We start from the raw sequence: 14,255 nt of genomic DNA, 5'->3' as shown, positions 1-14,255 counted from the left end.
ATAAATGAATTTTTTATGAAGAAATTTTTATTTACTGTTATTGTGACGATGCTTGCCTATGCAGGCTATTCGCAGTTAAATAATAGCTGGATAGACTACAATAAGACCTACTATAAATTCAAGATATCCAAGGATACACTTTGCCGTATCTATCAGCCTGCTTTGGCAGCGTTGGGCTTACAGAATACACCCGCACAAAACTTTCAGTTGTGGCGCAATGGTAAGCAGGTAAGATTGTATACCTCTATACCAACCGGCACCATGGATGCATCGGATTATATCGAATTCTGGGGCGAAATGAATGATGGTAAACCTGATAAGACCTTGTACAGGGACGCCGATTTTCAACTGGATGATAAATTCAGTTTGTTTACAGATACGGCCAGTTATTATTTAACGGTCAACTCCACCAGTGCTAATTTACGCTATACACAGAACACCAATCCCGTTGCAGGCAATCTGCTGCCTGCCGATGCCTATTTTATGAGAAGGGTGGAAGCGCATTACCGCGACCAGCTGAATAAAGGTTATGCCGCTGTACTGGGTGAAAGCGTGTATTCGGCAGCGTATGATACGGGTGAGGGCTGGGCCAGTAACGACGTGTTTTCGTGCTGTGCATTGAGTAATGTTATCAATGGCATCAATAAATATGCTGCAGGTCCTGCCAACAGTGTAACTTTTACCGTGTCTGCTGCAGGTAATGCTTTATATACCCGTAACCTTGCTGCAAAGCTGAATAATATTGCGGTATTATCTACTACGGCCGTACCTAACCCAATGCCTTATTTCAATTACCATAAGGATACGGTGAGGAATATCGCTTTATCTACATTGACCAGCTCTTCTTTTGTGGCTGTAACTGTGCGACCTGAAAATTCATCCAACACTACCAACGACCGCCTGATCGTGCCATGTTTTTCGGTTACTTATCCTGCCACTTTCAACTTTAATAGCGAAAAGAATTTTTATTTTGAACTGGCGCCTTCCAACACCGGTAATTACCTGGTGATCACCAATTTTAATAACGAGGGTACGGAACCTATTTTATATGATATCAATAACGGCCGCAGGTATTTAGGTGATATCTCTGTAGCAGGACAGGTACGTTTTGTATTACCTGCATCTACAGATGCTGTGCGCAGGTTTAAACTGATGGACAAAGAAACTTCGAATGTTTATAATGTAACATCGCTTACTGCAAAAACCTTTACCAACTTTGGCAATACTGCCAACCAGGGCGATTATATCATTATCAGTAATTCTGTACTGTTCAACAACGGCAGTGGAGTGAACTATGTGGATCAATACCGCCAGTACAGGAATTCAGCTGCAGGCGGCAGTTATAATGCCAAAATATATGATATTGATGAACTTACCGAGCAGTTTGGTTTTGGCATCAGCAAACATCCAACAGCAGTAAGGGATTTTATACGCTATGCCAACCAGAATTTTGCCGTTAAACCCAAGTTTGTTTTTTTAATGGGCAGGGCAGTAACCTACCTGGAGCATAAGATCAATGAAAAAAATGCTGATATCAATAAGCTTGACCTGGTACCTACTTTTGGGTGGCCTGCATCGGATGTATTGCTGGTAGCAGAACCCGGTACAGTAATTCCGTTGGTGCCTGTAGGGCGCCTGGGTGCTGTTAACGGTAATGAAATTTCCAGCTACCTGGACAAGGTTAAACAATATGAACAGGCTCAAAAATCAACTATCCAGACCCTTGCAGAAAAAGCGTGGATGAAAAATATCATTCACATTGCAGGTGGTGCCGACAGCCTGGAAACAGCCAGCTTTGTTGGTCACCTGAACGATTACAAAAAAGTTGCAGAAGATACTTTGTTTGGGGCACATGTAGAAACCTTTGCTAAATCCGGTTCGGGTGCCGTACAGGAAGCCAGCAGTGCCCGTATCGATCAATTGTTTAAAGAAGGGTTGAGCGTGATCAGTTATTTCGGTCACTCTTCTGCAAGTACGCTTGCCTTTAACCTCAGTAATCCTGAAGTATACCAGAACCAGGGTAAATACCCCTTTATCAATGTGAGTGGTTGCAGTGCGGGTAACTTCTTTAATTACGATCCTACACGTCTTACCGGAAGTATGTCGCTTTCGGAAAAATATACTTTTGCCACGCAGAAAGGTAGTATCGGATTTTTGGCCGATTCGCATTTCGGTATCGAGCCATTCCTCGATTACTTTAACGTGAACCTGTATGATGAATTCTGCTGGAAGAATTATGGCGGTACTATCGGCGATCATCTTAAAAAAGTAAACGAGATCATTGGTGTTGATCCGCAATCGATGGATTATTATACCAGGATACACCTGGAAGAACTGGCATTACAGGGTGATCCTGCTATCCGGTTGAATTATCATACCAAGCCTGATTATATTGTAGAAGAACAATCAATAAAAGTAAGTCCTTCTATCATTACAGTTGCTGATCCAACTTTTAACCTCAACGTTAAAATGCTGAATATCGGCAGGGCGATCAAAGATTCAATAAGAGTAACTGTTAAACAGAAACTGCCTACTGATTCAGTGCGGGTTTTAGTAAATAAAATGTTCCCGGCAATGTTGTACAGTGATTCTGTTGTAATGAATGTACCGATATATCCATTAACTGACAAAGGCCTTAATAAGATCATGGTTACACTGGATGTTGACAACCGTGTAAGCGAATTGTCTGAAAGCAATAACTACGCAGAAAAAGAATTCTACATCTACGAAGATGAATTGCGCCCTGTAGCTCCATACAATTTCTCTATTGTAACACAGCAGAACATCAGCTTTACCGGAAGTACGGCTAACCCGCTGGTACAGCAACGCCAGTACCAGATGGAAATTGATACCACTGAGTTATTCAATTCGGCCTTTAAGAAATCTTATAGTGTAAACGGTACCGGTGGTGTGGTGGAATTCAAGCCAACCAACCTCACCTTTACCAATAATACAGTTTATTACTGGAGGGTATCCATGGTGCCTGTTAATTCCACACCGGTTATCTGGAATGGTTATTCCTTTATATACATGGCGGGTGGTACTGCAGGCTTTAACCAGTCGCATAACTACCAGAACCAGAAGAGTGATATCGTTAATATGAGTTATAACAACAATTATTACGATTATAAGACCACTCCAAAAACCATTGCTGTAAACACAGGATTGTATCCATATTATAAAGACGATAATATTAATGCACAGCTGGAAAATGTTACAATAGAAAAATATGGTTGTAATTACGGTGTACTGCAGTTCTATGTATTTGATTCCAAAACACTGGAACCCTGGAAGAATTACGAAGTAACCCCTGGCGTAGGAAGGTTTGGAAGCTTTGCCCCTACCTGTGACCTGGTGCATGAAGGGCCGATCAGGAAATTCTTTGAATTCTCTTATAATACCACTGCTCAATGGAGGAAGAAAGCGATGGACTTTATTGATAGTATACCCGACGGATCTTATGTAGCCGTACATAACCTTAGCTGGACGGGTAATACATCCTTCATCAGCGACTGGCAGGCGGATCAAACTATTTATGGTCCGGGTAATTCATTGTATCACAAACTGAAGAATTTAGGATTTACCAAGATCGATAGTTTCTACAAGAACCTGCCGTTCGTATTCTTCTTCCGCAAAGGTCCATCTTCATTTGTACCGGTGCAGAATATGGGCGCAACAGCAGATACCTATGTTTCTGAGTCGATCTCTGTAGGTTCTCAATTTATTTCAGGTACCATTACTTCACCTGCGTTTGGCCCGGCTAAATCATGGAGCCAGTTCCATTACCGTGGCAGCAGCGTGGAAACCACCAGCACCGACTCGCTGAATTTCCAGGTGGTGGGTATCACGCCTACGGGTACAGAATCGGTAGTGTATACGCTGGATTCATCCAAGCATGATTTCGATATTTCGTCGATCAATGCAACGCAGTATCCTTACCTGAAACTTAAAATGTATACAGAAGACAGGACCAATGCAACGCCTTACCAGTTAGGTTACTGGAGGTTGAATTACACGCCGGTGCCGGAAGGAACTGTGGCGCCGAATATCCTGTTCCAGATGAAGGATACAACGGAGCAAGGCGAACAGATCGACTTTAAACTGGCCTTTAAAAATATCAGCCCTGCTGCATTTGATAGTATGATGAAATTTAAATTCACCATTACCGATAACAGCAATGTGCCGCATACCTACCAGATACCGGATGGTAAGATACTGGCTGCCGGTGATACACTGGTGGTAGGATATAAGATAGATACCAAGGGCCTTGCAGGTAACAATACTTTGTTTGTAGATGTGAACCCGAATAATGCACAGCCTGAACAATCGCACTTTAATAATGTACTGTTCAAAGATTTTTATGTGAAGCCGGATAATTACAATCCATTGCTGGATGTAACTTTTGATGGGGTTCATATTTTGAATAAAGATATCATTGCTGCGAAACCGCATATCTATATCAAGTTGAAAGATGAAAGTCATTTCATGGCTTTAAGTGATACTTCATTGCTGAAAGTGCAGGTGATCTATCCTGACAAGAGTGTGCATATTTACAACTTTGGCGATACCATGCGTTTCAACCCGGCCAATCTTTCCAGCGGAGAAAACAGCGCCAGCATCGACTTTATGCCTTACTTCCCGCAGGATGGTACGTACGAGCTGGTGGTATCCGGTAAAGACGTGGTGGGTAATACTGCCGGTGCACTGGAATACCATGTGCTGTTCAATGTGATCAACAAACCAATGATCTCGAACCTGCTCAATTATCCTAATCCGTTCACTACTTCAACTGCCTTTGTATTTACTGTTACGGGTAGCGAAGTGCCGCAGAACATACGGATACAGATATTAACGATCAGTGGTAAAGTGGTAAGAGAAATTACGAAGGATGAACTGGGCCCGATCCATATCGGTAGAAATATCACCGACTTTAAATGGGATGGAACAGACATGTACGGTCAAAAACTGGCCAATGGTGTTTACCTGTACCGTGTGTTGACCAACCTGAATGGCAAGTCGCTGGATAAATACACCGACAAGAGCGATAAAACAGATCAATACTTTAACAACGGTTATGGCAAGATGGTGATCATCCGCTAACCGGTACTACAATAACTAAAAAAGGCTGTCAACTCCGACAGCCTTTTTTATTACTACCTTTGCAAAAAAAAATCAAATGGCTAAAATAGCTATCAATATAGCCACGGGCAGTTTGCAGCAGGAGGAGATGATCGTTGGTATTGACCTAGGCACCACCAATAGTTTAATTGCGATCATTCACCCGGAAAGTAAAAAACCGGTGGCATTAAAAGAGCACAACAGCAGTTCGCTGGTGCCTTCCGTAATTCATTTTGAAAAAGACGGCGCTATTACAGTAGGAGACGAAGCAAAACAATACCTGGTGAGTGATCCTGCTCATACCATTTTTTCGGCCAAGCGCCTGATGGGTAAAACCTATAAAGACCTGGACCAGGATGCTGCTTCGATGGCGTATAAGATTATTGATGATGAACAGAAACTGGTAAAAGTGCAAGTGGATGATACATTCTATTCACCCGTTGATCTTTCATCGCTGATATTAAAAGAACTGAAAGTAAAAGGTGAACATATTTTAAAAACAACCGTAGGCAAAGCGGTGATCACTGTGCCGGCTTATTTTAACGATGCACAACGACAGGCCACAAGAGATGCGGGCAAATTAGCAGGACTGGATGTATTGCGTATCATCAACGAACCTACTGCGGCCAGCCTTGCGTATGGTTTTGGTATTAAAAAAGAAGAAGCAAAAACTGTGGCGGTGTATGACCTGGGTGGCGGTACATTTGATGTATCTATACTTACTATCAATAACGGGATATTTGAAGTGTTATCAACCAACGGCGATACTTACCTGGGCGGCGACGACCTGGATATGGCAGTGGTGAATCACTGGGTAAACAAATATGCATTTGCAGGTGATATCAAAACAATCAGACAGCAGCTGCGCCTAAAAGCGGAGGAAGCCAAAAAATATTTATCGGCGCAGGACGAATATTCCGGTAGCTTTAATGAGGTGACGATAATGCTTACACGAAATGAATTTGAAGCCACCATAAAACCCATTGTTGATAAAACAATACAATGCTGTATCAATGCTTTAAAAGATGCGGAGCTAAAGAAAGCTGATATTGACGAAGTAATAATGGTGGGAGGAAGTACAAGAGTGCCACTGGTGAAAAAGATGGTGAGCGATTTTTTTGGTAAGCAGGTAAACGACAGTGTTAACCCTGATGAAGTGGTGGCATTGGGCGCCGCGATACAGGCAGATATACTGGCGGGTAATACCAAAGACCTGTTGTTGCTGGATATAACACCACTTTCGCTGGGGCTGGAAACCATGGGTGGATTGATGGATGTACTGTTGCCCCGCAACTCCAAGATACCTGCAAAGGCCGGACGCCAATATACTACTTACAAAGATGGGCAAAGCGGAATGAAGATAGCCGTGTACCAAGGCGAAAGGGATATGGTAAAGGATAACCGAAAACTGGCGGAATTCAATTTGTCGGGTATACCGGCAATGCCTGCGGGTTTGCCAAAAGTGGAAGTGAGTTTTTTAATAAATGCGGATGGTATACTGGTGGTGAATGCAAAAGAATTACGCAGTGGTGTTGAACAGGCCATACAGGTAAAACCCCAATACGAGCTGACAGACGAGGATGTGGAAAGAATGCTGCTGGACTCGATGCAGAACGCGGAAAAAGATATTGCGGCAAGGGCTTTAGCTGAAGCAAAAACAGAAGGCGAACAATTATTGCAAACCACAGAAAAATTCATCCAGAAAAATATTGCTTCTTTAACAGCAACTGAGCTGAGCGAAACTTCTTTGGCTATGCAGGCCCTGCAGTTATCGCTGGATATGAATGATAAGAATTTAATTCAAACCAAAACAGAAGAACTGAACAATATCTCCAGGCCTTATGCAGAGCGTATCATGGATGAGTCGGTGGCTTTGGCAATGAAGGGGAAGACGGTATAGGTTTTAAAAATATCACCAGCAGGCAATACAATATAAATACAATAAGGCTTAGCAGCATTGCAAATTTAACAGCAGCAGGATCAAAAATAAAACTGAGTTGCTGATCCCCTTTTGATACCGGTGCACTCATAAAGCAAATGCCGAAACTGTCTACTGGTTTTTGCACGCCATTTACCTGGTAATACCAATGCGGGTAATAGTTCTGTTTTAGAATAATTGTTGAAGCAGTATCACTTGTACTGGTTGCAACTATTTCAGTGGGCGAAAAATTATTCACCGTGATGTTTTTTGCATTGCTGCTGAATATAAATGACTGCTCAAGATAAGCCTGCTCTTTCTGCGTGCCCGTTTTTTCAAAAAAAGTTTGGGTGTTCTTTAATGCAACGGGATAAAATGCTTCGTGCATTGCGCCTATTTGCTTATTGTACATGCTCCAGTCGCCAACCAGGCCACTTTCTTCAGTACTGATGGTATCATTTTTTATTACAGGCTGTAGCAAAGGGATAGGGATGCCTTTGGGTGATTTATTTAATACGGTCTGTACCTGTGCTACAGAAGCTTTACCCACTCCAGTAAAAGGGATGTTCAGCAGGCAGGCTATCATTAAGTCGGCGATGGCAATTTTTTTCAGTAAATGGATGCTGTTGTTTTTTAAAGCATATTTTACGATCCACAGAACGAGCAGCTGAATAATGCCTTGTATCCATAATGTATCGCTGAAGCTGAGTGCATCGATCAATGCTTTTAATTTTGCAGCAAGACCAGCAGCATTTGAAATATTACTGAACCTGTACACAAAACTGACATGACTGCTGAATGAATGGTACATGCCATAAATGATCGCCGCAAATAACACGACCTCTAAAAAATAATAGATCCATTTCAGGCTGCCTTCAAATCTTTTTTCACCCCGGGCAAATTTGTCCAGTTCTATAGCCACCAGAATTATAAAACAAAGCAGGGTGAATATCCTGAATTCACCATTTAGCCTTACATAACCGGTAAAAGGGATAAAACGGTAGGCAAATTCTTTAAAGAAGCCACCGGAAGAAAGCAATGCGAATAATAATCCTGTTATCAGCAGAAATTTTTGCCAGTTGCTTTTTCTCCCCAAAATTGTAAAGATTAAAAATAACAGTAACGGCAACCCGAAATAACTGTTACGCATGGTAAGGTCGGTATTGAAAAACGCATCATTCTTAACTGTAGCAAAGGGCAGCATGGCACTTATCCAGCTCTGCAGATTGGTAGGATGGCCCAACGAGTCCTGCAAACTCACTTTCTCTCCCCTTACAAAATAGGGCAGTATATCCAGGTAGCCTGCAATGATGCCGGCGCTTAATAGTAACAACAGCAATACAAAGATGCCCTGTGTGCGAATGGTGATCACCAATCTTTTTTTAAGATGCAGTTCCTGTTTATTGCTGAAGAAATCAAATAGGAATACCCCAATAAAAAAATATATGGCACAGATAGTAATGCCGGGGTGCGCCGATGCTATCAGCATGTAAAAAAGTAAGGCACCCACTAAAGCTTTTTTAAAAGAAAAGGATTGCAACAAATTAAGATAAGCCCACAGGCACCAGGGCAGGAAGGCAGCGCCGCTGAGCCAGTTAAAATGCTGCAGGTGCGCCACATTATAACCACAACACATAAATGCAATACCGGCAATAATGCGCACCTGCTTTTGCAACTGCCATCTGCCGGTAAGCTTATACATGCCCAGCCCGCCCAGCAAAATATAAAAAAGTACTTCTATGGTTAAAGTATATGCATTATAACCCACTGTGCTTGCCACCAGCCATGTTATGGGGCTCCAGAAGCCACTGCTCATATCGCCATATTGCGGTAAGCCATAATTGATATAAGGATTCCATAAAGGCAAATGCCCTGCATGTATGCTTTCGCTCATAAAAAATTTAGGAGGAAAGTAGCCGTTAAATGCATCGTTCTTTAAAAAAAACAGGAAGGTGGAAACCGGTAAAAACGCAACAAACAGCACAACAGCAAAAAAGAAGATGGTATTTAACGAAAGCCTGTTTGAATTTGCGTAAACTTGCATAGAATAAAAATACACTATTCTTAAAAAATGGGTGAAAGAACTTTCGATGATTTTGACCAGTTTGCGAATGAGTACCGTTCCATACACAGCAGCAATGTACAATTATCGGGCGCCGATAGTTTTTACTTTGTGCAAATGAAAGTGGAGTTGGTAGCCGGTTTTGAAAAAGACGGGCCTTTGAATGTACTGGATATCGGTTGCGGTGATGGTGCTACAGAATTTTTTATGCACCACTATTTTTCATCATGGCAACTGGAGGGTATTGATGTGGCTGAAAAAACAATAGCAGAAGCACAGGAAAAAAATATTCCTAACAGCCACTTTCAGTTGTACAATGGCCGGCAACTGCCATTTGCCGATAATAGTATTGATATTGTTTATATCGCCTGCGTGCTGCACCATATTGATTTCTCCATTCATCAAACGATCATGAGCGAAGTGTACCGGGTGTTGAAAAAAGGAGGGAGGCTGTATTTTTTTGAACATAACCCGCTCAATCCTGTTACCCGGCACCTGGTGAATACCTGCGTATTTGATAAAGATGCGGTATTGTTAAAATATACTTATGCAAAAAAATTGCTCCGGCAAAATAACTTCGCTTCAATTCAAAACCGGTTCATTATTTTTTTTCCGCGAAAGAAATTCTGGAAACCTTTTGTGCAACTGGAAAAATATTTAACCTGGCTGCCACTGGGCGGGCAATATTTTTTAAGGGCAATAAAATAGATCAGGGAAGGTTGGTCTTATTCACGATGTATTGCTGGCGGTTGCGTACATTGTCATTTATCCTGCTCATGTATTCTCCAATAATACCGATGCTTAATAACTGGATACCTCCTAAAAACAGGATCGTTACCATTAAAGATGCCCATCCCGAGATAGTTTGGCCCCACAATAATTTCGCCAGCATTACATACACAATAAAAATAAAAGCCGCTATAGAAAATATAATACCACTGAGGCTGGCAAATTTTAAAGGGAATTTTGAGAAACCCGTAATGCCATCAATAGCAAAGCTGATCATTTTGGTATAGGTAAAGTTGCTGCTGCCGGTCTTTCTTTCGTCTCTTACAAAACTCACGGAAGTTTCCTTAAAACCCAGCCAGGCAATTTGTCCCCGTAAGAATTTATTATGTTCCTGCATTCTTACCAGTTCGTTACAAACTTTTCGGGTCATGATCCTGAAATCACCGGTGTCCAGCGGGATATTGATGGACGTTATTTTATTCATCAGGCGATAAAAGAATTTAGCCGTGGCTTTCTTTAAAAAACTTTCGCCTTTGCGGTCCTCCCTTTTGGCATATACCACATCATATCCTTCTTCCAGTTTTTCGTGCAGCGTTGTTATCACTTCCGGCGGATCCTGCATATCTCCATCTATCAGTACGATTTTATCACCCGAACATTTTTCCATGCCTGCAAACAGCGCCACCTGGTGCCCAAAATTTCTGCTGAAGCTGATGTATTTAACAGCGCTGTCTTCGCCGGCCAGTTTTTCAACCGCAACCATGGTGCCGTCCCTGCTGCCGTCATCTACAAAAAGTATTTCGTACGAATTGCAGGTGTTGTTCAATGCAGTTTTCAACCGGTTATAGAAAGGGTATACGTTCTCCTGTTCGTTCAATAAAGGCACTATAACAGATATTTCTACAGCCATCGGTCAGTTTATTTTGTATACCCGGTATTTTTGATTTTCAAATGTAAGCGGAAAATGTAAAACACTATCGCGATCTGCCACATTGTTTTTAATGCTGTACAAATACAGGGGGCGCTGCTTCCATTCTTCATCTATGACAGGAATCGGTGATAATAAATTTTTTATTGCAGCATCTCTTTGTTCTTTATCGGGGGTTAAAAGCTCGTGAACGATCCAGCCTTTTTGCGGCGTGTATAACTGCAGCATTGCAGCAGTTTCATGATCATTGCCCGACGCATCCACGATCCAGCCATTGGGCGCTGCTGTTTTAAAATAACCGATCAGTTCCTGTCTTGGTTTATCCAATGTAACGCCCGTAATGTTTTTATTGGTGTTGAAATAGAACCAGGCCAGGTTATCGGATAAAAAAATGAGTATAGCGATCGCTGTCACCAATTTGGTAGCAGTATTTTTAAAACCGGCATCCAGCAATTTTGTAATGGAGGTTAATGCAAATAAAAAAAAGCCGGCATATACATAACCCCTTGTAAAGTGGAGGGGCTGTATCGGTTTGATGGCAAAGCCATGTACCGTGAGTAGGAAAGCCACTGTGCCCCAATAAAAGAATAAACGGTTACTATCGTTGGAGAAATGTTTTTTTAACTGGGGGATATTTTTAATAGCGAAGAATGATAACAGCCATACCAGTAAATAGGCAGGTATAAAGTTCCAGGCCTTGTAACCCCAATCCTGCGAAGATTTTTGTGTAAGCATTTTGTAAGCCGGCACATACCTGGTAAGCAGTACATAAAAAATGATATAGAATAATATTGCCCCGTAAACAGGCAGTATGTCTTTTTTATACAGGTTACTGTTTTTAAAATAAAAATATTCGGCGGTTACCCATACTGCAACAATAGCCATCAATTCAGTAGCAGTGTAGGGGTGAGAAATGGTCAATAACAGCAGCAGTCCTGAAGCAAGGATCGTTTTATTCTTTAAAATACAATAGATAACAGTAATGAACAGGAAATGATAATAAGCTTCCAGCGGGTATATCAATGACCGGCCAAAATTGAGGCACCACCAGCCATCGCCGGGATCGAGATAAAAAATGTGCTGGCTGATATCGCCGTCCTTAAAATAAAAAGCATGTAGTAGCCAACCGCAGATGGCCAGTATGCCTCCACCCCACATAAATAAAAAAGACAAAAGCCCCTTGCGCCTGCTGTCGGGCACCAGCAGATAAATGATCTCCACCAATATTTTAGCGGTAAAAAAAGCAAACAGTAAACCAAAGAGGGAGAGGAGTATGCCGGGAGCAATGCCTGTCCACTTCCATAAATAGCCCAATACAATTAACTGCGGTTGAAAAAATACTGCAGGATTATTATTGTAGCCAGCCAGCGGGTATTGATATAAAATGGAGGCGTTGCCGCTTTGGTATTCTTTTGCAGATATCATGTACAATGCATGTTCCCATTGTATCAGCCCGGTGGGTTTATGATCGGCATCATGATAAAAAAAATGAACACTATACAGGTATATAACAGGCAGGCAAAGGATAAAAGCAAGCAAATATTTTTTTGTCCTTGTGTTCATTGCCAATGAAATTATCTATTATTCTTTGTAAGTACAAAAAACATTTGCGAAAGTGGTGCGAATGGCTTTCTTACAAAATCGAATGCAGCTGTTAAAATACTGACAGGGGTAAAAAGAGGATGATAGAATCAATGGCCTTGCAGTACTGGCCCTGATCCATTTTTTTTGATACAGGTAGTTGAGTATACTTACCGTCCAGAAAGGCGCTCCCTGTGTGTAAGAAAAACTTTTTACCGTAAGTCCGCTTTCCCTGAACAACTGTACAGCACTTGCTTTATTAAATAGCACCCAATGCCGGGGACAATGATAGCCTCCCCAGCTTTTGTTTTTAAATATTCTCGCATCCAGGCTTTGGTAATTGGGCGTTTTGATAATGATAACTCCATTATCATGCAACAGGCTTTGTACTTTGTTCATAATGGCTGCAGGGTTCGCCACATGCTCAATAAAATTCAGCAGTAGTATGATGTGAAACTTTTTTTCGCTGTTGTAATCTTCCAGCCGCCCTAAAAAATAATCATGTCCTTTTGCCCTTGCAGCCACCGCCGCATTTTGATCAATATCCACTATTTGTGTAAAGCCGATCCTGGGTTCAAAAGTTTTGATGGAATCCACCAGCCAGCCGGTGCCGCCACCGGCATCCAGTATAGCAAGGTTGTTGCCGTTGATATCTTTAAAAATCTTTTTAAAGAAAAGCTTATCCAGGTAATTTTTTATTTTAAAAGAAATACTGCCCTTACTGTTGGTGAACGAATAATAATTAGCAGGATAGATCAGCTGCAATTCGTTATCGGGCAACGGATGTATAAAAAGTACATTGCAGTGATGGCATTGATAATAATCAAAAGGATCCGCTGTAGTAAAATATTCAATATCGCTTGCAGTAGCATACAGGGCAGTATTTATGCTGCCGCAGTTATGACAAACGATATTTGTAACACTGTTGCTCATTTCTGCCGGATAAATTTTAAGAAGGTACGGAAGTAAGAAGTTTTTTGTGCGCCTAATTTACTGCCGATAGGTGTATCTCTTAAAAACAACTCCAGTTCGTACAGCCTGGTGTATGAGATCTGTGGTTCAAAATGATGCAGCAGGTGTTTATTAAAACCAGCGCTGCCGAATGACCTTGCAAAAAATGAATTGCCGAAAATGCGGGTGAGCTTGCCATGCGGCTGAGTATGGTAATCAATATGTTTATCTGCATTATCAGCACGGTGTTCCAGTAATTGCCTAACAGAATTAAAAAAAGGATAAAACGTACCCACGGCAAGTAGCCATACCGGTATCAGCCACCATTGGCGGATCAATATGAACATAGTAATGACCAGTAAATGAAATACAATACTCATCCAGGGCTGCACACCTGCTTGTTTTTTGGGCGGCGTACTTGCAGTTACATATTTTTTTCTTGCAGTTAGAATTTTAATCACCCTTACGCCTGTCAATGACTGCAGGATGAACAGCGGCGTTAATGCTTCAAAATAACTGGTCTCGGTATCTTCCGGTGAGCCCAGGTGCTTATGGTGCTGCCAGTGTACCAGGCGGTACTGTCGTATATCCTGCCCTGTTAGTATGCCTATAAAAATATTGGCGAGTGTATCATTACTGCTTTTCTTTTTTGCAATATTGAAGTGCGCTGCTTCATGAAAAAAATTCAACAGGAAAGCAATACAGTAACCGCAGCTAATTGCAGCCGAAAGAATGGTTATTGCCAGTACCCACCAGCTTTTAAATGTAGAAAAAACAAGTGCTGCCAGCACTAAACAAATGGCAATGCAGAGCCAGCCCAAAAAAATATCCAGCCATACTTTGTGGTACCGGGGGAATAAAGTTTTTCTGAATGCATCATAAGTTTCCATGCGGCTGTTCACCAACGTATGCCTCAGCTCCCTGAACACCGTTTCATCTAATTCTTGTTGGGATGCCTGCATATTTTA

General features: G+C 41.7%; 8 protein-coding genes. 3 read left to right on the top strand and 5 right to left on the bottom strand.

Translation table 11 applies throughout. From position 1 onward, the window contains the following. The first annotated feature begins 15 nt into the window (after positions 1-15). Together porU2 and hscA are read left to right on the top strand one after the other, a co-directional pair. On the top strand, positions 16-5,100 hold the full coding sequence (porU2, locus tag QM738_RS16985; protein WP_462277921.1) for a putative type IX secretion system sortase PorU2: 5,085 nt from the start codon (positions 16-18) through the stop codon (positions 5,098-5,100). A gap of 76 nt (positions 5,101-5,176) precedes the next feature. Continuing rightward, positions 5,177-7,018 carry a Fe-S protein assembly chaperone HscA gene (gene hscA, locus QM738_RS16980; protein ID WP_462277920.1) on the top strand — a complete coding sequence of 614 codons (1,842 nt, stop codon included), beginning with the start codon at positions 5,177-5,179 and terminating at the stop codon, positions 7,016-7,018. Here hscA and QM738_RS16975 read toward each other — a convergent pair. After that, positions 6,972-9,080: a hypothetical protein gene (locus tag QM738_RS16975; protein WP_462277919.1), complete on the bottom strand. Its 2,109-nt coding sequence runs from the start codon at positions 9,078-9,080 to the stop codon at positions 6,972-6,974. The two genes, hscA and QM738_RS16975, sit on opposite strands and share 47 nt — an antisense overlap. A gap of 27 nt (positions 9,081-9,107) precedes the next feature. Between QM738_RS16975 and QM738_RS16970 the strand changes: the two genes are divergently transcribed. Further along, complete coding sequence (locus tag QM738_RS16970; RefSeq protein ID WP_462277918.1) at positions 9,108-9,806, top strand: class I SAM-dependent methyltransferase; 699 nt, start codon at positions 9,108-9,110, stop codon at positions 9,804-9,806. Position 9,807: 1 nt separating this feature from the next. Here QM738_RS16970 and QM738_RS16965 read toward each other — a convergent pair whose 3' ends face one another. Genes QM738_RS16965 through QM738_RS16950 form a run of 4 tightly spaced genes read right to left on the bottom strand, consistent with a single transcriptional unit; the run spans position 9,808 to position 14,249 of the window. Continuing rightward, positions 9,808-10,737, bottom strand: coding sequence for a glycosyltransferase family 2 protein (locus QM738_RS16965; protein WP_462277917.1), 930 nt, complete (start codon positions 10,735-10,737; stop codon positions 9,808-9,810). Between the two features lie 3 nt (positions 10,738-10,740). Then, positions 10,741-12,318, bottom strand: a complete 1,578-nt coding sequence (locus tag QM738_RS16960; RefSeq protein WP_462277916.1) for a hypothetical protein — start codon at positions 12,316-12,318, stop codon at positions 10,741-10,743. Between the two features lie 18 nt (positions 12,319-12,336). Then, entirely contained in the window at positions 12,337-13,269 is a 933-nt protein-coding gene (locus tag QM738_RS16955; protein WP_462277915.1) for a class I SAM-dependent methyltransferase, read from the bottom strand. Further along, positions 13,266-14,249, bottom strand: a complete 984-nt coding sequence (locus tag QM738_RS16950) for a fatty acid desaturase family protein (RefSeq protein ID WP_462277914.1) — start codon at positions 14,247-14,249, stop codon at positions 13,266-13,268. Before QM738_RS16950 ends, QM738_RS16955 begins: the two co-directional genes overlap by 4 nt. Between the last annotated feature and the right edge of the window lie 6 nt (positions 14,250-14,255).

Source organism: Ferruginibacter sp., from assembly GCF_049840995.1.
Lineage (GTDB): Bacteria > Bacteroidota > Bacteroidia > Chitinophagales > Chitinophagaceae > Ferruginibacter.
The sequence above is the reverse complement of the archived record's forward strand: the minus strand, read 5'-3'. Positions and strand labels throughout refer to the sequence as shown.